This is a genomic window from Vibrio sp. S234-5, assembly GCF_000960595.1.
Taxonomy (GTDB): Bacteria; Pseudomonadota; Gammaproteobacteria; order Enterobacterales; family Vibrionaceae; genus Vibrio.
In genome coordinates this window covers 97,018-121,170 of record NZ_JZAM01000195.1, presented here as the reverse complement: position 1 = coordinate 121,170, position 24,153 = coordinate 97,018, and the positions used below count along the sequence as shown (strand labels likewise).

The window sequence follows — 24,153 nt, the reverse complement described above, 5'->3', positions numbered from 1 at the left end:
AAGTTTGATGGCATTCATTGCATGATATGAAAAGTATTCAGGGTGTATATTGAGATGAAATATCAAGATGATTTTAAATTCGCTTTCATTCTGATTGCGCTCTGTAGTTTGTGTAGTTATTCTGCTATAGGTGCAGAAGAAGATTTTGATAGTCGCTTTATTTTTACTAAAGATGGCGACAATAAGGACAGCCAAGAAAAAATCAGCGAATACTTTCAGTCCAATGCTATTTTACCGGGTAAGTATAGTGTTAACTTTTACGTTAATAACACCTACATCGACAATGTAATGGTGGAGATAAAGGAGCAGCAAGGTGTTACCACGCTGTGTAAGAATTCTGATATTTTCTTTAGTGATAAACTTGCTCTGAACGATAAAGCAAAGGTAAAACGCCACGAATTTGATTGTGGAGAAATTGAACGGCTACTCAATGCCCGATGGGAAATGAACACGCAAAACCTGAGTGTAAATTATATTATTCCAGATAAATACCTCAAGGACAAAGAGAGAAGCTTAGAAGAGCGAGTGCATGCCAATTTAATTGATGGAATGTTGCTCAACTACGAATTAAATTACAATGATTACAATAAAGATCGCAGTAATACGCTTTCAGCAAATGTACAAGCTCAAGCTAACGTTAATGATTTCAGTTTCTATGCTGACGCCTATTATGCTGACTCAGAGAGTGATCGATTTAATATTAGCCAAGCTTATGTCGCAGTGCCGCTTTATGACTTGCAGTCTGAGTTAAGAGCGGGTGATCTCTACACCCAAGGGGGGACGTTAACCTCGGGATTCCCTATTCGTGGTGTGAGCATGAATACCGATTCCGATATGTGGTCTGAATCACGTAAGCGATTTTTAATTCCTATTACTGGTGTGGTGAGTGAAAACTCAACCATCAAGTTTTATTACAACGACATTCTATTAACTACGCGCTACGTCGAAGCGGGCCCCTATCGTTTTGATGATATTACTCCACCCGGTTCGGGTGAGATAAAGGTGGTAGAAGAAGGACAATCTGGTAAAAAGAGTAGCAAGCTGGTTACTATACCAGCGCAAGCGGCTTTATTGCCTAGTGGGGAAGTCGACTACCATTTCTCTCTTGGTAAATATAAAAGAAGTAATGGCACGATAGAAGATGCGGTGGCCTTTTTAGATCTCGGCTACGGTATGGGTTACATGACGCCAACGTTCACTTCGGTCATTGGCGAAAACTACTACTCGAATGAAATTGGACTGGCTACGGTGACTCCGAATGGTAGCGATGTCGAATTGAGTTTAGCTCAAAGTAGTTTTCAAGAAAGCAGGAATAATCTTGCCTATGCGATAAAATACAGCAATAGATTCAACAACTGGCTCAATTTAAACATCAATCACTATCAGTATTTAGATGATGAATTTATGTCATTTACTGATTATAAGTCTTATCAAGAAAATAAAAATTACACCTACACCGGTTATGATTCTAAAACGTATTTGTCACTCAATTTGCAAAGTAAATATAAATATTTAGACAGTATTAGTTTGAGTTACAACTACAATAAATACCATCCCGGACTCAATAGCATTCGCTCAGAGAGGAGTGCAGAGAGTTATAGCATGGTACTCTTTGGCCGCCTTGGCATACAAGATATCACTTATAATTTATCCGCATCGGCCACTAGAAATGATCATCGTGGTTCATACCAACCTGCTATTACGCTGAATTTTAGCATTCCGCTGCAAGCGAAAAGTGATTTATTTTCCCTAACGTCGCTGTCTGCTTATTTATCCAGAGACAGTGATGGGAATTATCTCTCGGGTGCGTCTGGCAGTGGCATGATTAACCAATCGGTAAATTATACTGTCTCGAACGAAACCGATTGGCATAGTGGTGAATCAGACAGTTTTCTCGCATTGCAAGGCAACACCAATTACAACCAGTTTTATGCGGCGCTGTCTAAAGACAATCTCTATATGTCTGTTGGTGGCAGTATGGGTTATAGCAATCCCTCTGGCATTGTTGCTTCGGCCAACCGTGGCGAGAACCCAACGCTGGTTAAATTGGGCAATTTATCTGGTGTAGAACAATTTGGTACTGAAACCAATCAAAATGGTTACCTGATGCTCAATAGCAGCGCTTATCGGGAAAAAGAGCTCAAACTTGATGTTGCACAATTACCGGGTGATGTGTCTGTCGCTTCGTCGAGAGAAACTTTCACTCAAGGCAAAGGCACGTTTGCTTTGGTTCAATTTAATGCTGAGAAAACCGCCAGTTACTTTATGAAAATTCGCCTAAGTGGCAGGCTGCTTGAATTGGGTGATTATGTAAAAACACCGAGTGGGCGAATTGCCTATGTGAGTGTCGATCACGGTGTGTTGATTTCTGAAAGCGTGCAAAGTGTGGAAAGAAAAATATTAGCACTGACGATTAACGACAAGCGAATATGCAATATAAAGCTCGATGAAGTGAGTTTTAAGCAAGTAAGTAAAACATCGAAAGTACACAATTTAGGAGTAGTTAATTGTGAATAAACGAATTTTGCCTTTATTTTCTCTGTCCCTGCTGTGGATCTGCGTACCTTCTTACGCAGCGTTGGTATTAAACGGCACCAGATATATCTATGAAGAGGGAATTTCTCGAAAAGAGATCACGATATCCAATAAAAGTGAACGAACAATGGGTGCACAAATTTGGATAGAGCCTTTCACTGATATCAATAGCAAAACGGGTTATAGCGGAGAAAGTCACTTCACGGCTAGCCCTGCCTTGGTAAAAATCGCCCCTAAGGGGAAAGCGAACGTAAATATCGTGAGTATTACGGATAATCTGCCACAAGAACATGAATCCATATATTGGCTTAATGTGCAAGAGATCCCACCGAAATCAGAGGTCGATGCGCCTTCAGTTGTTTTTGCGCAAAGAATCAAGGTGAAAATGATATACAGGCCGAAAGCGTTAGGAAATCGCTATAGCGCAGAAGAAAAGCTATTGGCAACCTGCAATCAAGGAGTATTGCAAGTCGTGAATAAAAGTCCATTCCTATTCTCTCCATTGTATTACTCATTAGGAAAAGAAAATGTTGCTTACTATCATTTAATTATGCCAGGGACGAATAATATTCTAAGTAAAGTTAAAGATTGCCCCAAAGAAATGACAATAAATATGATTGATGATTTTGGTGGTAAAAAGGATTATAAGGTGAATGTCAATGGAAAATAGACTGGAATTTGTTAGAGGGAATATAAAATATATCCTGTGTATTCACTTTTATCTTTTTAGTTCAGTGTGTATGGCTGATTACAGTATCACCTTAGGTTTTCGCCTAGGTGGGCAGCCTTATAATACGTTGCCCAGTATTTCGCCAGAATTATTACCCAATGTTAATGACAGCTATGTATTAGCATCCAATGTTGAGATTGCCTTTGCCAGTGGCCAGACAGATTACCCTGCCAGTGGCAGCTACTGGGGATGCTGGGGCGGTACAAGCAGTAATGGAGCCAATAATATATTGGGTTCAACAAATAACGGTTACATACAGTCTGGCAATGACGATTACGCTTTTATTTTTGGAAGGACAGGTCAAGGAGGAAATGCGTTTTGCGCTCCAGGCCGACTTTGGTTACCTGCCGGCCAAGGACATACTTACTATGTATGTGATAATTATCTTAAATTGGTGCGAATCGCAAAGACAGGCGACACTACACCGATTCAATATCCTAAGGTCTATCTGTGTTTGATGCCGACCGATCGAGGTGGCAGTGATTTCAGTAAATGCGAACAATATACTTCGCTGAACACGAATAGTGCGTGGGTTCCGAATCTGTCGACGGCGATTGTCGAGCCCCCCGCCGCTGCGTGCACCGCCGAAATTCAAGACGCAAACGGTACGCCTGTAGTGAACAATGGAACCATTGCTTTAGATACTATCTCAACTTATAGCACCATCGGTGAGCCACCGAAAACGCTGTATAGCGGCGAAACGTTTTCTGTGGTTCCAAGCCAAACCCCTGGGGAGAACTGCGCAGATTTTAGCCACACCGAAATCACCTTTACGTATAGTGAAGTGAGCTCTTTGGGTACGCCAGTGGTCACCTCAACCAATTCGACGGCGGGTTTTGTGATTAAGAAACGTGCTGATAACGCTTACATCAGTAGTGGGGAGACGTTACCTTATACTGGCCTGACTGCCGACTTCAAAGTCAACTATTGGGCGTTGCAGCCGAATCCATCGGTGGGCAGTTTTCGCAGTGTTCCTGTGACACTTGAGATTAAATACAATTAACGGGACACGATGATGGATTTGCCAACCTTATATACAGTGAAACAACGCATTCATAGATGGAAGATCCCACCTTCTTGTGCTTTCAGTCAGCAGAAAAGAACCATAACCTGTGCGCTGATGTTGCTCTTGAAAGCAAACTTCGCGTTTGCGATAGAGGATATCACTCGATTGACGCTCAATTTCTCCGGCCAATTTATCGCGCCGACTTGTGATGCCCGCGTCTATGATGCCAACAATGTGCTTCTCCCCTCTGGGGTAGTGTCGTTACCTACGTTAGACAGCGATCAAGTTGCGCAACGTATCGGAGCGGTCGGGGAGCGGGTGATATTTAAGATTGGCCCCGCCAACCCGCAAGCGTGTATGGATTTGCTCTCGACGTACTTAGTTGATGTCAGCGCCTCAGGCTATACCGATGGTAACCCCAATGTGCTTGTTAACCTTGCATCAAATGGCCCGAGCAACATTGGTGTTGAGGTATTAACCGAAAGTGGCGCGTCTATTCTGCCTTTTGCTTCGTCCGTGCGACAAACTATTGTCCCTGGGGATACCAACTCAACCTTGGTTGGCTTCTCTGCGCAGCTTTACAATCGAGATGGACAAGCACCCGATAAACTCGGTTTAGTGAGCGCGACGGCGATTTTTACCACGGCCTATCAATAAACGCACATGCCCCTTGGGTTGCTGTTGGATGGGTATATCTAATCACCCTGAGTAATTTATAATAAATATTATTCTGGAATTTATCATTTTTATTCTGATTATTATTTTTTAAAATATATATTTTATTGTGCATTTTGTGTTGTCTATGTAGGTTTAATAAAATAATAAACACTGACTGGCTTCCGCTTTTTCCCTCTTAGCCATTAGCCTTATGCGCAAAATCGATACAATGCGCCAATCAAAATTGACTTCATTGAAAAGCGATGTGATTACTCCCGCTTGGTTTGGCAACTTATGCCACCGAGCGCTGTCGCTTTTGTCTTATTAAAAAATAGATCATCGATAAACAGATTAGTTTTAGGAAATAGATTGTGAATAAACGAAAGCGCAATGCCCATCGTCAGCGCGCGGCCAAAGTGGCCCCTTTGATGATGAGCTTACTATTGATGGCGTGCGGCGGTGAAGGTGGCGGCATGCCGAGCCAACCAAGTGGGCCATATAGCCATTGTTCTGCCTACGCTTACACGTGTGACAGTGATGGCGACGGTATCAGCAATGGTGAAGAGACCGACCACGGCGGCAACCCACACGACCCGAATGATCCCGTGCCGTTTGGCGATAAAGATCACGACGGCGATGGCACGCCCAACGGCATCGACCCCGATTACAACTCCGATGCGGATAGTGATGGCGATGGCCTCACCAACCGCGAAGAGTATGAGCACGGCAGCAACCCAAATGACCCCGATGACCCGCTACCCGGCGGCGGCGAGGACATTGACGGCGACGGCACACCTAATGGCGCGGACGAGGATTACCACCCGCAAGACGATACCGATGGCGATGGACTCGGCAATGGTCATGAATATGCCAACGGCAGTGACCCGCTTGACCCGGATGACCCACTGCCCGGTGGCGGAGAAGACATAGATAGCGATGGTACGCCCAATGGCACGGACGAGGATTATGACTCAGATGATGACGCCGATGGTGATGGCATTCCTAATGGCGAGGAGTACGGCAATGGCAGCGATCCGCTCAACCCTGATGATCCGATAACCGATGGCGATGAAGATCAGAACGGGAATGGCACGCCTGATGGCGGCGATCCGGACAGCAACCCAGACGTGGATAGTGACGGCGATGGCTGGACCGATAAAGAAGAAGCACAAAATGGTTTTGATGCGCATAACCCCAATGATCCGGTGCTGGGCGGCAATGGCGATCTCGATGGGGATGGGATCAAAAATGGCAAAGATCCGGACTATGCGCCAGACGGTGATGCCGATGGCGATGGGCTGAGTAATGGCGTGGAGCACCAAAATGGCAGTGACCCGCACGATCCGAATGCGCCGATGATCGGCGGCGGTGGCGACCTTGACGGCGATGGCATTGCTAACGGTATTGATGAGGATTACGACCCAGAAGGGGACGCCGATGGCGACGGTTGGAGTAACCGCGAAGAGTATCAAGCTTCCAGCAACCCAACCAACCCTAACGTGCCGGTGAAAGCGGGGGATAAGGACCTCGACGCGGACGGTATAGTCAACGGAATTGATAGCGACTACGACCCAGATGGCGATGCCGATAGCGATGGCCTGAGCAACTGGGTGGAGTATCGTGATGGCTCTTCGCCGACCGATGCCAATGATCCGGTGTATGCGGGTGACCAAGACTTGGATAACAACGGGGTGGTCAATGGCAGCGATGCTGGCTATCGCGGTAGCGACGATTTTGATGGCGATGGCTTAACCAACGAAGCGGAATATCGCGCAGGCTCTGATCCGCGTGACCCGAACGATCCGATGGCAGGCGGTGACAAAGACGACGATAACGACGGCACGCCCAACGGCGCAGACGGCGACTACCACCCAGACGGTGATGCCGATGGCGATGGCTTAAGCAACGGTGAGGAGCATGCTGCGGGCAGTAGCCCGAGCAACCCGAACGATCCGGTGAGCGGTGGCGCGGGTGATCTCGATAAAGACGGCATGCCCAATGGGGTGGATGAAGATTACCAGCCAGGCGAGGATGAAGACGGTGATGGGCGCAGTAATGGCGAGGAGTATCAATCCGGCAGCGATCCGCTCAACCCCAATGATCCGGTGGAAGGGGGCGCAAGCGACCTAGATGGCGACGGCTTGGTGAACGGTATCGACCCAGATTATCACTCCGCTGGTGATGCAGATGGCGATGGCCGCAGTAACGGCGCGGAATATGGCGCAGGCAGTAACCCGTCAAACCCGGATGATCCGGTGCGCTTTGGCGATAAAGATCACGACGGTGACGGTGTGGTGAACGGCGTCGACCCCGATTACGCCCCAAGCCACGACAGCGATGGCGATGGTCAAAGTAATGAGAGTGAGTACGCGGCGGGCAGTAACCCAGCCGATGCCAATAGCCCAGTGTACGCCGGCGATCGCGACTTGGATAAAGACGGCACGCCCAACGGCAGTGATGCAGATTACGATAGCAATGGCGATTTTGATGGCGATGGCCTGAGCAACGAAACTGAATACCGCCAAGGGAGCAACCCGGCCGATGCCAACAGCCCGGTGTATGCTGGCAATCAAGATTTGGACAGCGATGGCACCCCTAACGGCAGTGACAGCGATTATCACGGTGAAGACGACTTTGACGGAGATGGCCTGAGCAATGAAAGCGAATACCGCCAAGGCAGCGACCCGGCCGATGGGCATGATCCGCTGCTCGGTGGCAGTGAAGACGACGATGGCGATGGCGTGCCCAATGGCATTGACCCAGATTACAACCCAGACGCGGATGCCGATGGTGATGGCTTGAGCAACGGCGAGGAAAACCTCGCGGGCAGCGATCCACTCGATGCCAATTCGCCGATTTTTGCTGGCGATGCGGACCTCGATGGTGACGGAAAGCCCAACGGCATTGACTCAGATTACAATCCAAACGGCGATTATGATGGCGATGGTCTGAGCAATGAAAGCGAGTACCGTGGTGGTAGCGATCCGGCCAACCCAAACAGCCCAGTGTATGCGGGCAGTCAAGATCTCGACGGTGATGGCACGCCCAACGGCAGCGACGGCGATTACCAGCATGATGCGGATGCCGATGGCGACGGGCTGAGTAACGGCGCAGAGTACAGCTCGGGCAGTAACCCAAGCGATGGCAACGATCCGCTCTATGCCGGCGATCAGGATCTCGACGGCGATGGGATAGTCAATGGCCGTGATGAGGATTACCAGCGCAGCGGCGATCAAGACAACGATGGCGTGAGCAACGAAGCGGAGTATCGGGCGGGCTCTGATCCTAACGATGGCAATGATCCGCTCTATGCGGGCGATCAAGACCTCGATGGTGATGGCATAGTCAATGGCGCCGATCTGGATTACCAGCCGAATGGCGATTTTGATGGCGACGGAATTCACAACCAGGTCGAGTACATCGATGGCAGTGACCCGCGTGATGCCAATAGCCCGATCCCGTTTGGTAATGAAGATCTGGATAGTGATGGCACGCCCAATGGCGCAGACGCAGATTACAACCCAGATGGGGATGCCGACGGCGATGGCGTGAGTAACTTGGACGAATACCAGCAAGGCAGCGACCCGACGGTGAAAAACGTGCCGACCCTGAGCAGCTTAACGCTCTCGGCCAGCGATATTCAGCCAGGGCAAACTGTTTCGGCCAGTTACACTTGGCAGCAAAACCTCGGCGCGCCGGGGGAGAAGGTCCATTACCAATGGAAAACCTCGGCGGGAGTGCTGCTCCAGCAGGGGGACACCAGCGGCGGTGCCATTGCCGCCATCAGCTTAGATGAGGTGGGCAACTACACTTTAACGGTCACGCCGTCTAACCAGGCGCAGGTGCAAGGGCCAGCGTTGGAGGAAATGGTGAGTGTGCACGGAGAAGCGCAGGCACAGATCACTTTACCCGGTGTGGGCGTGTTCTACAGCCCGCCGACCAAAGCGCAAGCGGATGCGTTGGGCGCGAGCTACAGCTTAACCACCAGTGAGCTGGGCCTAACGTGGGCGAGCTTTACTCAATCTCAGGCGCAGGCGATGTGCAGCCAACGTGGCTATCGCTTAGCAAGCAAAGATGAGCTGGTGGCACTGTATAACGCCTACCCAACGGATCGGCTCAATAGCGAGTTTCACTGGCCAACCACCAAGGCGGGTTACTGGTCGAGCACCGGCGGGTTAGAATTTGGTCACTACTATCGAGTGTTCCTCAGCTACGGCTTTTATGAGGGCGCCGAGACACAGACCAAGCTCTACGCCTCGTGCATTTCTGATGTTTAACCTGATTTGATGTTTAACCTGAGCAAAACGGCCCGAGAGGGCCGTTTTTATGCTTAATATTTAAGCAAAACTTAATATTCAAGATCAACTTAATATCCAAGGGAAAAGTGCTCTTCCTAGTCCCTTATTTTCCTAGCACCTAACACCTTCTTTTCCTAGTCCCTTATTTTCCTAGCACCTAGCACCTAGCACCTAGCACCTAACACCTTCTCTTCCTAGTCCCTGCTCTTCCTAGTCCCTGCTCTTCCCTAGGACCTGCTCTTCCTAGCCCCTGCTCTTCCCTAGAACCTGCTCTTCCTCCCCCCTTTTCCCATTAATAAAATAATAAACGTCGCTCGGCTGCCCGCTTTAAAACCCTCCTCATTTCCTGCTCTTCCAATATCCATACAATGCACCCATCGAACAGCGAGTGAGGCCATTACCCCACCAATGCTTGGTGCTAGCAGAAGCCGGTCAGCGTTTGGTCATGATGGGTGGGCTTTGGGTCAAAGCGGAGGAAACGCGCTGTTTCGTTGAATCGGGAAACGGTGTCCCTAATGCTAGCGGCAGCAGTCATGGCAAATGACACAGTCACCATCACAACACATAACCCAGTAACCAAGAGGAGCGTTCATCACTTTTCTTTACTTCTGCGAGGTTCCACGACGGACATCGCACCTGGAAAACAACACCGGTTGCCAAGGGCGGTTTGGCCTGAGTGCAACCCAGTCAAGCAAGAGGCAGTGACGAATGAAAAAACAGATGAGAATGAAAAAACAGACTTTAGCCCTGTGGGTAGGGCTTGTGCTGGCGGGTCAGGCATCAATGGCGCTGGCCAGCAACCAAGTGGGCGAATTTTACGTCGGCGGTAAAGCGGGGCTGACCCAATTTTCCGACGAATGTGGCACGAACAGCCTGGACTGCGAAGAGCAGAGCGAAGGCTTTGGCGTGTACGGCGGTTACCAAGCGCTGGACTGGCTGGCGGTGGAAGTGGGTTACGACTCCCTTGGCAAATCGAAAGCCGATTACTCGGCGCTGATGAAGCCGGGCGAGGTGGCGCATTACGACGCCACGGTACAAGGCATTGAGCTGGGTCTGAAAGCGGATTACGCGCTGACTGAGCGCGCGGGTCTGTTTGCCAAAGCGGGCACCTTGCTGTGGCAAGTGGAGAAAAGCGGCAGTGAGCCGGGCCTTGGCAGCGTGAACCAAGAAGAAGACGGCAGCTCCCTGATGCTGGGCGCGGGGGTGGAGTACCGCTTGACCGAGCACTGGAACACGCGCTTGGAGTACCAGTACTTCAACGAAGTGGGCGGTGAGAAGACGGGCGGCTCCGACATTCACTTTATCGGCGTGGGGCTGGATTACCGCTTTGGCGGCGCAGCGCAAACGGCGATGAGTGAGCCGATGGACGTGCGTCCGGTGGACGAGGTGGTGATGAGCGAACCCGAGCCAGTGATGGAAACTGTGGCCGAGCCAGAGCCACAAGTGATTGAGACTTACACCCAAGTGGTGAGCAGCGCCTTTGGTGAAGCGCTGTTTGAAACGGGCAGCACCACCTTAAGCCCGTCGCTGATGCTGCAACTGCAACCGCTGTTGGCGCGCTTAAAACAGTACCCCGAGACGGTAGTGGAAATCAGCGGCCACACCGATTCGAAAGGCAGTGACACGCTTAACCAGCGCCTGTCTGAGCAGCGCGCGCAATCGGTGGCCAACTACCTCATCAGCAAAGGGGTAGACCCAGAGCGCATCACCCGCGTGGTCGGTTATGGCGAGAGCCTGCCGGTGGCGAGTAACGACACGGTGAGCGGCCGAGCGCAAAACCGCCGAGTGGAGATTGTCTCTCCGGAAGCGATGAGCAGTCACAGCACGCGCAGTGACCAAGAATAAGCGCACTTTACTGCGCAATCGATGTAGGACCTATTTTATGAAAAGAACGCAATTTAAAATGAAGAAGAAACACGCGATGAAAGTCGCGCCCTTGATGATGAGCTTGCTGCTGATGGCGTGTGGTGGCGAAGACAGTGGTTTGCCCAATCAGGGGATAGGCAATGGCAATGGCGGTGGCGGCAACCCGCCGATGTTTAACGGTTTTTGTGCAGTAGGCGAAGAAGGCACGGAAGATTGTGATGGTTTTTGTACGCTACCGGAGGAAGAGGGCTCAGAAGACTGTGGCTATGGGTCCAACGGTGGCAATGGTAACGGTAACGGGAACGGCGTGTGTGAAGCGGGCGAAGACCACACCCCGGACTGTGATGGTTTGTACGTCTCTCCGGCGGAAAAGGGCTCGATAGATGAAAACGGCGCTCAGCTGAGCAGCATCACGGTGTCGCCAGACCCACTGACGCTGTACAAACCACTGGGCGGCGAGCTGACGGCGACGGGCACGTTTGACAATGGTCAGAGTAAAAACATCACCGGCTTACTGGATTGGACCTCTGGGGATGAAGCCATCGCGACGGTTGAGGGCCCGAGCGAGGGGTACGACGGTAATATTGAGTCGGTAGCGGTGGCCTCGCAAGGGGTCGGCAGCACCACCATGACGGCGCAAAGCGACACGGTGTCGGGCGAGGTGGCGGTGAGCGTAGCGCAGGGCACAGTGAACGCCAATAGCGTGGCGCTGATGCTGGAGCACGAGAGCGTGAACCTCAACCTGAGCAACCAAGCGACGGTGGAGTTTGAGCTAGAGGAGCAGCCTGGGGTAATCATCAGCAGTGCCGATATGGCGGATGCGGGGAACATCACTTGGCAGTTGGACCCACAGGAAAACGGGCTTAGTGTGGATGCTGAAGGCAAGGTGAGCACCGAGATGACGACAGAGACGTTGGGCTTAACGCAGAGTGACCCGCATATCACCGTGGTGGCGAACTTTGATGCAGGCGGTCTGTTTGCGGGCGTCACGGGCATGCAAAAAGACTTTACCCTGACGGCCTCAGCGGTGGATGGTGGCGCAACGCAAGTGGTGACCACGGTGGATGGCACGACAAGTCACGAAAGCGCGCTGGACGTGCCGAAAGGCAGCGAAGTCAAGGTTGAAGCGGAATTCCACTTTGAGGATGGCAGCAGCTACACCACCACCGACAGCGAGTACGTCACCTGGACAGTCAGCCCAGAAGATTCGGGCGTAACGGTGGATGAAAACGGCATGGTCGACACCAGCGGTGTAACCGGCAGCGAAGAGGTGGTGGTGACTATCACCGCAACAGGTCACGGCCCGTTTGAGGGGGTAACGAAAACCACTATCTTGACCGTGACGCCGCCACCGTACCCAGAGGGTTCCATCGAAGTGCCGGGAATCGGCGTGTTTACCAAACCCCTGACCACCACGCAGGCAGACAGCCTCGGCGTGTCGTACTCTACTTCGTATACTGAGCTTGGGGAAACGTGGCCGCATTACACCCAGCCGCAGGCCGAAGCGATGTGCTCCCAACTGGCCTATCGTTTAGCGACTAAAGACGAGTTGTTGGCGTTGTATGCTGAGCACCCGAACCACACGTTGAAAACGGTTTCGGGTTGGCCGACCAACATCAACTACTGGACTAGTACGGCAAATGGGCCCAACTACTATAACATACACCTGGGTGGCGGCAGCACCGGCAGCAGTGCCTCGAATAACCTCCGAAATGCCTCGTGCGTGTCAGGTTCTTAGGGAACGGAGGTTGCGAGGTACTAGGTTCTAGGTTCTAGGTACTAGGAAGAGCAGGAAAAGCGGTTAAGAGCGGTCCTATGGTCCTGGGAAGAGCAAGAGCGGTCCTTGGTCCTAGGCGAGAATAGGTTTCGAGATTCTAGTAAAAGCAAAAAAGGCCCTGAGCGAGAATGTACTTGCCCGGGGCCTTTGGTTTTCAAAAGCAGGTTGCTAGTTTTCTAGGTTCTAGGTACTAGGAAGAGCAGGAAAAGCGAGGGAAGAGCGGCTCGCTTTGCTCTTCCTAGTACCCTCGTCCCTAGCAATCTCGTCCCTGAGTTTTTTCCTCGCCCCGCTCTTATCTTTTACCATAGGACCATAGGACCCGCTCTTCCTAGTCCCTGCTCTTCCCTAGGACCTGCCTTTCCTAGGACCACAGGACCATTTCTTCCGCTCTTCCTAGTCCCTGCTCTTCTCTAGAACCTAGAACCTAGAACCTTCTTTCCCTATACAACAGTAATGAAATAATTCAGAGGAATAAGTATGCAATTTACCAATTTATCCATGACATACCTATCGGTGCTGCTGCTTACAGGCTGCGCTTGTTTAAGTGCGCCGAGTAAAAAAATGGTCGATATTGAGCGTGTAGGGGGAGAAATGACTACCCAGTCCAATATCCATGTGACCTTTCGCTACAACGTGGCGAAGCCGTCTTATATTTTTATCCGCCCCACCTGTGGACACAGTTCGTACATTTGTGGCGAAGGGCGTGACTCGGCGGAATATGTTGGTGAAGGGGAGGAGACGACCTTTATTTACCTAACGGAGCCCCAAGTGGTTACCGGCTTAAAATACACAGTGCAAGAGATTGCCAGTAAAGAGGTGGTTGCGGTGGGGCAGATCCCAGTCAATTTACCGATCACCGCAAAAGAGCAAGAGTAGGGGAAGGGCGGAAGAGCAGGTTGCTGAAAAGCAGGTTGCTAGGTACTAGGAAGAGCAGGAAAAGCACGAAGAGCAGCTCGCTTTGCTCTTCCTCGTCACCTCGCCCCTAGCAATCTCGTCCCTTAGTTTTTCCTCGTCCCTGCTCTTCCCTAGGACCTAGAACCTAGCTTTCCATGCACCTGCCTCGCTGTTGTTTCGTGAATGGAGATTGCTGCTTGGATAATAAAAGCATAATTCACCGGATAATGAGTGTGATAGCGAAAGCTTTATTGCTTTTTTAGTGTGTTTTTTTAAGTTGATTTTGTATATGAGGATATTTTGTATGAAAGTAAATAAACTATTTTTCTAGGTGTTTACCTTTTTAAATATTAGAAGGCAGACAGCAATTCAACACATCAATGTACTTTATTTAAATGTATTTAAATATAACTCTAAATTTTCCTTCAAGTAACCTATCGAGATAGAACGGCTTGTTTTTCTTACACATCCGAGCGCAGAATTTAGCAATTTATTAAATGTCGGATGGCTTCTTGTTTTATATCACTCTTTTTATTTGCTTCACACTCATCCGTTAAGATGCGTTCGAAAAGATTTCACTGGAGCTCTTCGCAAGCAGCATCTTCTGCGAGTGTTAATAATTTATACGACGAAACAATCTGTTCCGTTGAATAAACAACTCATTATCCATGATGCTAGGAAAAAATAATAAAGAGTGGCTATGCCATTGAGAAAGTACAGATTGAGAAAGTACAGAGATACGGTTAGGGAATAATGAAAAGAGTAAATATATCGCTGGCATTATTACGTGGGTTACAAGCTACGCCTCGGTTGATGTTGATGAGGGCGTTTTGCCTGTTTTGGCAAGGGCACAATAGCCATCTGGGTCAACAAGCACAACAAGTGGTCGAGGTAACACTGCTTGGTCGTTCGTTAGCAACTCAAATGATCTTAGACAAACGAGCGTTAGTAAACCGCCTGCCAGAGGTCAACTTCGCGACTGACTACCAGCCGCTGCCTGAGGCCGTGGGGGCAGCCGTGGCTCACCCGCCCCGACAAATCCGCTCTTGGCCTGAACCACCAAATCCCTTTTAGTGAGTGGATGCCATGTTGCAGTGAACTTATCGAACGGATCTTTGCTCGCAAGTGGAGAGCGAAAACCTGGTGTTCGATGATGGAAGAGAAGTGAAAATGAAGTTGATGAGTGTGATTACCCAATGGATGTTTGCCCTGCTATTGAGCTGGCATCTATGCAGTTTAGCCGATTTTTTTTATCCGTTTTTCTACACCTTGCTCGATATCTCAAGTCATATCGACCAGTTTGCGCCGCAAAATCTGTACAAAAGCGGCTTTGCGCTCACTAGTGACAGTGAACGTTTTCACCTGTTTAGCGAGATAGTGAGTGGTGTACAGCATCGCTGCGTTTTGTTCGGAGAAATTTCTTATTTTAATGGAGTGAAATGGGAAACCCTACTGCGTCGTCCGGAAGTCATCCACCTGCTGGATGTTCGCCATCTCATCGATCTTTTCTATTTCGCCGGGCTATGGTGTGGCGCATTTTTCTTGGCTAGTTTGTTCTATTTGGCTTTGATGCCAAGAAAGCGGACGTTTGTGGTACACAAGGGTTTAAAACACCGATGGTTCTGGCGAGTAAGTGCCATGTTTGTTGCTGTCTCCTGGCTGATCTGGATTGGGCCAACTCGAGTTTTCTATACCCTCCACGAATGGGTGTTTCCAAGCGATCACCAATGGATGTTCTCTTATCAGGAATCGTTAATGACCACCTTAATGAAAGCGCCCGATCTTTTCGCTGCGATCGCTGTCGCGGTGGGGATGGGGATGTTGGTCATCGGTTTGTTACTGGGTTTGATTAAACGCTTTTTGATTGACTGGCAGCCTAAAACATCGGTGAAGCAAACCAGCCGTTAAACTGATTAATTCAATTGGTTCAATTGGATAGTGTGGAGATGAGCGGGAAGTGCACGAGTAAGCAGTTTTGCTCAAGGTTAAGCATCCGTAGCGCGTGTGGGAATTCCCCCCCGCAAGCGATTTGTGATCTTACTTACGTTCTTTCACTATCTGCTGCAGCGATGGCTAGATGACTAGAGTGGCCACAACGTCATCGCCTTTGTGATGGTTTACAACAGCAGAGCGAACGTACCAATGAACAAGAAAAAAGCAATGAAAAAACAAGCATTAAAGCGCTTGATTGTTGCGTGTAAAAGCGCGAAATCACACTAATTTGGACAACTTACCGACACTTAAAACTGAGTTAACTAAGCCAAAATTGAGTTGGGCTGAGCGAGTAAAAATAATGATCATGACAATCAATAAAAAACGCGTTGCGCAAGCTGCGCCACTGATAATGAGCATGCTACTGATGGCGTGTGGTTGGGAAAATGGCAGTGTGCATTCCTCTAGCGGAACGGATTCGCTTGAAAATACAGTGCTTAATGATCTGCAAAATTCGCAAACTCAGCATGGCTTGGACGTTGAAACGTTAGCAGAAAGTATCGATCGAGATGTCAATAGTAGCTATTCACTGGATGACATGAAGGAGAGCTCGCAAGAGGTGCTATTGCATCAAACGATCAATAAGAGTGCTGTTGAGCTGCCCGGTGTCGGCCTGTTCATTAAACCCTTAACGCAGGCACAAGCCGATCAGTTGGGTGTAGCCTACAGTACGACAAAGTGGGAAATGGGCGAAGCTTGGCCACGATATACTCAATCGCAAGCGGTGGCGATGTGTAATAAGTTGGGTTCGCGCTTGGCGACCAAAGAAGAGCTGTCGGCGCTCTATCATGCATACCCAGATAAAATGCTTAAGGATGTGTTAGATTGGCCAACGCTGGTTGGCTACTGGTCGAACACCAACAATGCAGGCCCTTACTATTACTACTATGTGTATTTGGATGACCATTACACCAGTAGTAATAACCCAACCAACAATCACTACGCATCCTGCGTAACATTTTCTTAAAGAGTAACATTTTCTTAAATATATGAAGAATAGTAAAAAGCGGCCCTCTGTGGCCGCTTTTTTTTGTTCAATGTCGATATTTTGCGGAACACGCTGTTCCCCAATTCCTGCTGGTTATGAACGAAGGTTAACATTATTGTTTTGAGGTAAAAGAAATTGCATACATCGTTAGTTGGTAAACCGAGACTAATTAATTAGGGCATGACTCAAGCACAAGGAGATGCAATGCGCTTAGAAAAAAATTCTCGCTACTACCTACCAAGTTTCACAAGATGCTGAAACAGTGCGACAGGCTGTAGTCTATCTTCAAGAATTACTGGCTATTCGTATGAGTGTGTTCGATCCGGGAAATGTGCAACTTATCGGTATTGTTCAAGAAATGCACACTGTATCGGAGTGCTATTTCACTAAGGATAAAAGAAATCTTGCCTGGTAATGTAGTAAATGGGGAAGTTAACATGAAAGATCTTCTATTTAAGGGGGAACTGACATCTAAGTATATTAATGGATGAAAATTAGAATCACTAGATAATGGCGAGTTTTTCTATTTTGACTATTTTCATTCAACAGAAAAAGTAAACAAATTCATGTCTAAATATAAATCAATAAGATTTGTTGAGCGTTAGACTTAAAGTAGTTGCTCACTTGAAAGCTAAGATGTGTGATAGATACCACTGCCTCTTAGAGTCTAGCGTTGAATATTCTGCGGCTTTTCCCCCTTAGGCCGCATTTTTTTATTTAAAAAAGCGGCCTTTCCTTACCAAACTCAATATTAGCTTTGACTCTATTGCATTGAATTTTAACAATTTAAATTTTCTAAGAGCGAATAGGCGCTAGCCGTTCACCTCTCAGAGGCGATTTTTTTTAGGGTTAAACTTTTTTGAGGGGATTCCCCCCTCTGAGCGGTTTGTGATCTCGGTTCAGTTAATTCAGAATTCGCCCTGTCAACTGATTACAACCAACAGGAGAGAAAGGTGAAGCTATGCATCACCTGAATAAATAATGAGTAGCAACCGAACTTTTAAGGAACTAGAAGACAGGGATTATGCAAGAAGACAACGTATTTCTGATGCTCGCTGCTTGGAGGACTTAATCGTTAGGTCACAGTCAAAATGGAGCAATCACACATTTAAACGAGGAGGATCAACTTATAAAGTAAGAAATGGAGTTCTTGAAAGTCAGCGCTATAACCAAAATTCGAATTCATCAGAATTTTAGAGCGAAAATATTCTAGTATCCATTTCCAATCAAGAGCAAGAGTGAGTTTATGTCATACAATAAAAAGAACGCCAAACCGGTATCAATATCACTAACTGATTCAGAACTAGAAACTCTGAATTTTATCATCGATAGATTTAACATTTTCAGCCGTAAGAATGATAAAAAATTAAGGCTCAATCGATCAGATGCAGTACGTGCCATGATGAACTTATTATCAAGCTATGAAGATGATGAGTTATTCACTTTTTTAAGTAACGAACGCTGATTCTGAGCATTCAGTCTAGAAGTATTTGGTAACGATATTGATCTATTTGGCGGCGTAATATAATGAACAAAGCAAAAATAAACACTTTTCTCTGTGCGATAGCCCTGATGTTTGTAGCACAAAACGCTTATTCGGCGTTCGCATATCTGCAAGATGATCCTTCATCTGAAGATCAACAAACCAGCGAAAGAGATATTTTGTTCTCAAACACGTCTCTTATGAATGGACCAATGGAAAACATGGCACCGAGGACACAAAGCCGCGCGTTTAATCCGTTAGTGGCCTCTGAGAATATTGATAATTACTCTATCTATCAGCAAGCTACCGTTCATCAAGAACCGCTTTCTGAGGTAATAGACACTATCTACCCTTCCACACAAGTGATGCATGAGATGGGAGTGTTCTCATTTAAAGGTATCACGTCGGTGGATGATGGATATAATGAGACCTATTCATTTTAGATAGTGATTCAAACCATCATCTCGATTCTAAAATCATATTTTTTTCTAATATTAATTAGTTAAATTAATTTTTTATAGTATGCATCTTTGTGCACCATAGGATAATTTCTATGATAGGGATACATTACTATTTGCACAATAAATTAATAACTCTATACTTTAAATAGAAAAAATTATAAAAATAAAATTATTGACGTTATTGACAGATACTTAGTTGGCATTCATATTTTATATTGATTTTTATTGCTTCGATTGGTGATTTGTATGACTGGGTATCTCGAAATGTTGGGTAAAACCAAGAGCTATTACACCTTGGATCAACTTAGGGCTTTCGTGGTGGTCGCCCATACGGGATCGTATACTGAAGCTGCAAGAGTTCTCCGCAAGGATAGAACAACGCTTCGCGAGCATATCGAAAACTTAGAAATTGATTTCAATCTTACTTTACTTAGCAAAGAGGGAAAGCGAATTACGCTCACTGAGCATGGAGAGGTGATTTTGCGTGGTGCTCGATCTTTGCTACTTGGTGCCGATACCTTAAATAACTTAGCCAACTCACTGTCTGAGAAAGAGGTTAAGCACATAAATGTCATGTTAGATAAGCACTTTCCTGATGAAATTGTCACCATTATTGAGCAGGATATTTCTGAGACTTTTCCTAACTTAACCATTCACTGGGCTCATAGTACCAACCAAGGTTCGATTGCTTCTTTGTCCAAAGGCGATGCTGATATCGCGGTTATCCAACATCTTTCATCGCACTCTGGTTTTCATCCACCAGCAGGATTGAGTGTATGCTTTTTGGGCAATTTAAAAGGTACCATATTCGCTAGAAACAGCTCTCCTCTTCAGGAGTTGGATTTGGTGTCGATGGCGGATCTAACCTATGAAGATCGTTTGATCTATGACGGTGATATAGAGGATACCAAGGTGATTACCGGAGGGTTGCCGACAAATTTTCAGGTTTTTTCCTCCAAAGGTTTACTTCTCTCCTGCTTAAAAGTCAAAGGGTGGACATACTTACCCTATGTGGCTGTGACCCCTGATTTGCTGGCGCATATATCGCCATTGAAATGTGATTTCATCAATGACTCATGGTTTACTAGCCACGTGTTGTTACACCGACCAGCAACAAAATCGTCTGCTACCACTTACATTGCAGAGAAAATTAAACGCCACTACAAGCAATATGCGGAAAAAAGTGTTGCAGAGTCGTTTAACAAAAAAGCTTCGTAAGTGTAAATATCAAGCTGAACATAAATGAGTCTTAGAGCTCATTTATGTAGATTGTTATTTACGATAAATAATTAATATGAATTTTCTATATCATTTTGATTGAATTTAGGGTAGTTGGATGGTTTATCGCGGTTAATATTAGTCAGAAAGTTATTGTCTTTTATAGGAATGACGGCTTTACCATAATCAAAATGATTGAGTAAGTTTCTCATCGAGCTGTTATTGAGACTCCCCCCCTTTCAATTGATACCAACTTGCGATGTCCGGAGTAACCCAGTAACCGTAATTGTTCTCCGCACTTTCATTACCATGAGCAAAGCGCATCGCGTGTGTGCCGCCTCCATCCTTATGGTAAACGAATTTCACGTGATCCCCTTGCGTCTCCACTTCAGCGTCTAGTTCTGATAGGGTAGAGGCGTGTGTATCAGATAGCAGTAATCCTTCTTCTGAGCCAGTTTGTCGCTCAGTTCAGCGTGTGCCTAAAGGAAACTCATTTAGAATATCTGAAAAACAATATTCACCTATCAATGAAAATCAGGGATTATATATCCCTGATTTTGAAATTTTACTTAAAGATTATTAAACTAGGAATTACAAATAATTGCGTTGATATTGTAGTCATTAGTGTTGAATGCTTTGATTTGGGAGAGAATCTAATATTCAAAACACCTTGATCCATATTGTTTTTATAGAAGTCAAAATGAAACTGATTTACCGTTGTAAGCTGTAAATCGATATATTTTTATTAACGGAGATATATCTACTCGGAACTTATGGTTATTAATGGATTAAGTAATATGAAAATATATAAAATGTTTCTTAGTGTTAAAATGGTATCTTTACTATTTATTTTAGTATCGAACTCAGCTTTTTCGTATATCGCCCAGTATACATCTGTTTACAGGTTTGATTCTCGCCCTCCTGAAGAAATTTTCCAGTATGGGTTTACACCACAAGGTTCAAACCCTTCCTTGTACCACCATGTTGTTGAAAACCGTCCAGAGCTAGAATCCTATGAAGAACGTTCGAATTATGTTGCAACAACGCATGATAGAACAATTGCCGTGCAATGGGCCCGTGATTATCTGTACCTTGACGAACACGAAACGGACTTAGTTTATGTGTACGAGATTATTCCTAATGAAGACTTTTATAGTGTTGTCGATTCTTTTCAATCAGCGATCGATAGTGGCCATTTTAGTTCGGTTGAAAATAATTTACTCAGAAGAGCAATTGGAAATATCGAAGATAGTGAGGCAGAAAGTGATGATTACAGTGATACAGAGCCCGGATTTGGTCATGAAGGAGAAATTGTTGCTTCGGGACAAATAACTAGCGATAGAATTGTTAGTGTTACGACTTACAGGCTAGATTCTACACAAGAAGAAGATGATATGGTTGTTGTGGGTGAAGAAAGTAATGCTAGTTTTGATAGCAGTCATCTAGGTCAATTGAGTAATGGCACTCCTCTTAGTGAAGATCTTATTTTTGGCGAATGGTTCCGAAGTCGAGAGGATAGAAATACGATTGCATCGCTGGTCAACTCGATGGTCGATCAAGTTTCTTCAGATTTACTAGGTATAGATCCGAATGATGTTTTCCAGCCAACCTGTCAAAGAAGCATTCAAGAATGTCTTAAGCCACATAACATAGTTTTAACTAGTGACTATCAAACTGGTCTTTTGTGCTTGCGTACCAATAGCAGTCTTTCTAATCCAACAGCGGAAGCATCAGCACATATAAATTATTGCTCTGATGTAGAAGGTAAGCAAAGGGAATGGGTATATACATCCCAAGGACAATTTATACAAGTGATGAAGGATAGCAAGGGAAGAAAAAATTATTTTTGCCTAACCTATAACGGTTACCCAGATGAAATGGTTATGAAAATATGTAACAGTAATGATGGCAAGCAGAAGTGGTTTTTTAGAAAAGTAAACTCTGGAAATGAAGAATATAGAGTTATGGTGAATGGTGAAGATATTTTGAAGAATGATTATGGTGTTGTATACAAAGTAGATAATTACTATGAAATCATAAGAAATATGACTGATCCATTGTATCAGTTTGAGTTGAATATTAAGCCATATTTCTACAGCAATGGTGATGATAATAGTGTACTCTACAACTACGATGGTGATCAGTTTGAATACTTAGCACCGTATTCTGATTGGGTTGCACTGAGAAAAGATTTCTATCGTAATATCTATTACAATGCTCATTCAATGTCAATTTTTTCTATCCGAGAGCCAGAATATGGACAGGCTTATTCTTCTTGTTTTGATAGTGAGATAAATACTAGTTGGTCTTGGGTTAAGAATTCCGATTGTTCTCCAATATCGGTTACCAATTCTCAACAGTGGAAGATAGATTTTACTCCAATAAAAAGATATTTAAGCTATGGTCAGTATTATTTTATTGATCAGGTGAGAATAAAGAGTAAGAGTAATGCGGATTTATTTGTTGATTATTCTGGTTCACATAAAGGATATGCATTTGCAGATTATCCACCTTATTCTAGTGGCTACCATGTCAGTCGTTATAGGAACTTTTACAGCAAGCAGAAATTGCCAGTAAACTCTGTCTCGGTCGAAAATCGTTGGGAGAATAGACCTCAATCTTACGACGTATTCGCGAAATAACAGTCTGGATGAAATATTATGAAAATCACACGGCGTCAGTTTATCACAACAGCAGGCAGTGCTGTTTCGACCGGGCTTGCTATTCCCGTATCCCATCGAGTTATTGCTTCTTCTCTTTTCTCTACAAATCGATTGAAAGATTCTCCTTTGCAGAAAAATCCGCTGGGCTATAACGGTCAGCGGCAAGATGTAGTCACCCATCTTTATCCACTGGGTAATGGTTATCGTGCTTATAGTCCGAGTTTAATGCGCTTTCATGCGCAAGATAGTCTTAGCCCTTTCGGTAAAGGTGGCGTAAATGGCTACGCCTACTGTTTGGGCGATCCGGTTAATCGTCATGATCCCAGTGGCCATTTTGCTCTATTAAGTCTACTGATCGGTGCAATAGTTGGTGCGCTGGTTGGAGCGGCTCTGTCAGCAGTAGGGGAAGGTATTCAAGTTGCGATTGATCCAAAGCACAAGTTTGACTGGAAGCAAGTTGGTATCGGTGCTGCGTTGGGGTTTATCAGTGGTGGATTTGGCACTGTTGCTCAGGGAGCGAAGACCAGTGTCCAGGCAGGGCTTGCACTGGCTGATGGGCTAATATCCGGAGGCGCGGATTTTGGCCTAAACGTAGCTGCTGGTGTGCCAGTAAAGCAAGCCGGTATTAATGCGGGCATTGGTTCTTTGGTTGGTTTAAGTGCTTTTGGTTTTGGTAAAGCCTTAAAAGCGATAAGCACGAAAAATAGAACATATACACGTTGGTCAATAACTGTAGTCAGTTCCGAGTGGGATCGACGACGACAAAAACTTTTTTCTCTTGGGTATACAGATAACTTTCGCTCAACTAGGCGAGAAGCAATTGTTCTTCATGGAACCAAAAATGGGCAACTAGTGGTTGGAGAACTTCCTCAGTATCTCAACGGTAAATGGAGTACTAAACAAGGGTTGTATATTGAACCAAGATATATACCAGCGTATTTAAATAAGGAGTTTGGAATAGATCTTTTTCAACGCAGAGATCCTCTTCACTTGGTTAGTTGTTATGCAGAGCGTGGTGCTGCACAGGAGTTATCAGATACTCTGAGACGTCCGGTTATTGCGTATTCTGAGAGATCTGTTTATAGTCATGATCTGCACTCATTCGAAAGCCCTCACTTTATGTTATTGATTAAACCGAGTAGCAGTGACCCTAGATTTTTATTATATGATAGGGTACCAGCGTCACCTAAAACATTTTTTCCTAGCTGATTTTTGGCATTGGTTTTAATATGATTAAATGATTTTTAAGGGGATGAGATAAGTTATGAATTATAAGCAACATCGTAGTTCATCTTTTCCATGGTTTTATCGAGCAGGGTTCGTTTTAACCCTGCTGTTTGTTGTTGGTCCATTAGCGTTACCACTAGTTTGGTTATCTCCTGCATTATCTCGATTGACTAAATGGTTAACGACTGTACTGATGGTTATATTATCCTTGTTGATATATAAAGTTTGGATTGATATATCACCAATAATTCAAGTGTTATTAAAAAGCGTGCCATCATAAGGTAAATTTCAGAAACGTTGTGTTTCCATTAAATAAGTATGCCGTACTTGATGTCTTATGTGGTCTAATAGATCGAAA

17 protein-coding genes are annotated in these 24,153 nt (G+C 46.0%); 16 read left to right on the top strand and 1 reads right to left on the bottom strand.

The features are described 5' to 3' along the window. The first annotated feature begins 54 nt into the window (after positions 1 to 54). The 14 genes from UF06_RS09735 to UF06_RS09665 all read left to right on the top strand — a co-directional run bounded on the left by UF06_RS09735 (position 55) and on the right by UF06_RS09665 (position 19,905). The gene (locus UF06_RS09735) at positions 55 to 2,517 is read left to right on the top strand and encodes a fimbria/pilus outer membrane usher protein (protein ID WP_045570269.1); all 2,463 of its coding nucleotides are present in this window, start codon (positions 55 to 57) and stop codon (positions 2,515 to 2,517) included. After that, positions 2,510 to 3,205 (top strand): fimbria/pilus periplasmic chaperone, encoded by a 696-nt coding sequence (locus UF06_RS23165; RefSeq protein ID WP_052702542.1) that lies wholly within the window; start codon positions 2,510 to 2,512, stop codon positions 3,203 to 3,205. The genes UF06_RS09735 and UF06_RS23165 overlap by 8 nt, the downstream gene beginning before the upstream one ends. Before the next feature lie 70 nt (positions 3,206 to 3,275). Further along, positions 3,276 to 4,268 carry a hypothetical protein gene (locus UF06_RS26000; RefSeq protein WP_139046321.1) on the top strand — a complete coding sequence of 331 codons (993 nt, stop codon included), beginning with the start codon at positions 3,276 to 3,278 and terminating at the stop codon, positions 4,266 to 4,268. A 126-nt stretch (positions 4,269 to 4,394) separates the two neighbouring features. Then, positions 4,395 to 4,928, top strand: a complete 534-nt coding sequence (locus UF06_RS09715) for a fimbrial protein (protein ID WP_171816723.1) — start codon at positions 4,395 to 4,397, stop codon at positions 4,926 to 4,928. A 371-nt stretch (positions 4,929 to 5,299) separates the two neighbouring features. Then, a complete protein-coding gene (locus UF06_RS09710; protein WP_082069663.1) occupies positions 5,300 to 9,205 on the top strand; it encodes a DUF823 domain-containing adhesin in 3,906 nt (1,301 codons plus the stop codon). A 747-nt stretch (positions 9,206 to 9,952) separates the two neighbouring features. Then, positions 9,953 to 11,071 carry an outer membrane beta-barrel protein gene (locus tag UF06_RS09705; protein ID WP_045570294.1) on the top strand — a complete coding sequence of 373 codons (1,119 nt, stop codon included), beginning with the start codon at positions 9,953 to 9,955 and terminating at the stop codon, positions 11,069 to 11,071. A 37-nt stretch (positions 11,072 to 11,108) separates the two neighbouring features. Then, positions 11,109 to 12,830, top strand: coding sequence for a DUF823 domain-containing adhesin (locus tag UF06_RS09700; protein ID WP_082069662.1), 1,722 nt, complete (start codon positions 11,109 to 11,111; stop codon positions 12,828 to 12,830). 516 nt (positions 12,831 to 13,346) lie between these two features. After that, positions 13,347 to 13,745 (top strand): hypothetical protein, encoded by a 399-nt coding sequence (locus UF06_RS09695; protein WP_045570264.1) that lies wholly within the window; start codon positions 13,347 to 13,349, stop codon positions 13,743 to 13,745. 771 nt (positions 13,746 to 14,516) lie between these two features. Further along, a complete protein-coding gene (locus tag UF06_RS09690) occupies positions 14,517 to 14,837 on the top strand; it encodes a hypothetical protein (RefSeq protein WP_139046320.1) in 321 nt (106 codons plus the stop codon). Between the two features lie 96 nt (positions 14,838 to 14,933). Further along, positions 14,934 to 15,671: a DUF1461 domain-containing protein gene (locus UF06_RS09685; protein WP_045570293.1), complete on the top strand. Its 738-nt coding sequence runs from the start codon at positions 14,934 to 14,936 to the stop codon at positions 15,669 to 15,671. 385 nt (positions 15,672 to 16,056) lie between these two features. Next, positions 16,057 to 16,722: a DUF823 domain-containing adhesin gene (locus UF06_RS09680; protein WP_045570262.1), complete on the top strand. Its 666-nt coding sequence runs from the start codon at positions 16,057 to 16,059 to the stop codon at positions 16,720 to 16,722. 1,267 nt (positions 16,723 to 17,989) lie between these two features. Beyond that, on the top strand, positions 17,990 to 18,208 hold the full coding sequence (locus UF06_RS09675) for a hypothetical protein (protein ID WP_045570261.1): 219 nt from the start codon (positions 17,990 to 17,992) through the stop codon (positions 18,206 to 18,208). Positions 18,209 to 18,270: 62 nt separating this feature from the next. After that, a complete protein-coding gene (locus UF06_RS09670; protein WP_045570260.1) occupies positions 18,271 to 18,669 on the top strand; it encodes a hypothetical protein in 399 nt (132 codons plus the stop codon). Between the two features lie 264 nt (positions 18,670 to 18,933). Continuing rightward, complete coding sequence (locus UF06_RS09665) at positions 18,934 to 19,905, top strand: LysR family transcriptional regulator (protein WP_045570259.1); 972 nt, start codon at positions 18,934 to 18,936, stop codon at positions 19,903 to 19,905. A gap of 219 nt (positions 19,906 to 20,124) precedes the next feature. Here the strand turns inward: UF06_RS09665 and UF06_RS25995 are convergent, their stop codons facing one another. Then, on the bottom strand, positions 20,125 to 20,292 hold the full coding sequence (locus UF06_RS25995) for an NPP1 family protein (RefSeq protein ID WP_277914540.1): 168 nt from the start codon (positions 20,290 to 20,292) through the stop codon (positions 20,125 to 20,127). A 410-nt stretch (positions 20,293 to 20,702) separates the two neighbouring features. Between UF06_RS25995 and UF06_RS09655 the strand changes: the two genes are divergently transcribed. Further along, positions 20,703 to 22,547 carry a hypothetical protein gene (locus tag UF06_RS09655; RefSeq protein ID WP_045570257.1) on the top strand — a complete coding sequence of 615 codons (1,845 nt, stop codon included), beginning with the start codon at positions 20,703 to 20,705 and terminating at the stop codon, positions 22,545 to 22,547. A gap of 18 nt (positions 22,548 to 22,565) precedes the next feature. Next, on the top strand, positions 22,566 to 23,777 hold the full coding sequence (locus UF06_RS23160; RefSeq protein WP_052702540.1) for an RHS repeat-associated core domain-containing protein: 1,212 nt from the start codon (positions 22,566 to 22,568) through the stop codon (positions 23,775 to 23,777). The last annotated feature ends 376 nt before the right edge of the window (positions 23,778 to 24,153 follow it).

What these genes read in the sequence shown, in the direction of transcription:
- UF06_RS09670 (WP_045570260.1), top strand. Translation starts at nt 18,271, where the DNA reads ATGAACAAAGCAAAAATAAACACTTTTCTCTGTGCGATAGCCCTGATG.
- UF06_RS09700 (WP_082069662.1), top strand. Translation starts at nt 11,109, where the DNA reads ATGAAAAGAACGCAATTTAAAATGAAGAAGAAACACGCGATGAAAGTC.
- UF06_RS09690 (WP_139046320.1), top strand. Translation starts at nt 14,517, where the DNA reads ATGAAAAGAGTAAATATATCGCTGGCATTATTACGTGGGTTACAAGCT.
- UF06_RS09685 (WP_045570293.1), top strand. Translation starts at nt 14,934, where the DNA reads ATGAAGTTGATGAGTGTGATTACCCAATGGATGTTTGCCCTGCTATTG.
- UF06_RS09665 (WP_045570259.1), top strand. Translation starts at nt 18,934, where the DNA reads ATGACTGGGTATCTCGAAATGTTGGGTAAAACCAAGAGCTATTACACC.
- UF06_RS09735 (WP_045570269.1), top strand. Translation starts at nt 55, where the DNA reads ATGAAATATCAAGATGATTTTAAATTCGCTTTCATTCTGATTGCGCTC.
- UF06_RS23160 (WP_052702540.1), top strand. Translation starts at nt 22,566, where the DNA reads ATGAAAATCACACGGCGTCAGTTTATCACAACAGCAGGCAGTGCTGTT.
- UF06_RS09695 (WP_045570264.1), top strand. Translation starts at nt 13,347, where the DNA reads ATGCAATTTACCAATTTATCCATGACATACCTATCGGTGCTGCTGCTT.
- UF06_RS09705 (WP_045570294.1), top strand. Translation starts at nt 9,953, where the DNA reads ATGAAAAAACAGACTTTAGCCCTGTGGGTAGGGCTTGTGCTGGCGGGT.
- UF06_RS09675 (WP_045570261.1), top strand. Translation starts at nt 17,990, where the DNA reads ATGTCATACAATAAAAAGAACGCCAAACCGGTATCAATATCACTAACT.
- UF06_RS26000 (WP_139046321.1), top strand. Translation starts at nt 3,276, where the DNA reads ATGGCTGATTACAGTATCACCTTAGGTTTTCGCCTAGGTGGGCAGCCT.
- UF06_RS09680 (WP_045570262.1), top strand. Translation starts at nt 16,057, where the DNA reads ATGATCATGACAATCAATAAAAAACGCGTTGCGCAAGCTGCGCCACTG.
- UF06_RS09655 (WP_045570257.1), top strand. Translation starts at nt 20,703, where the DNA reads ATGAAAATATATAAAATGTTTCTTAGTGTTAAAATGGTATCTTTACTA.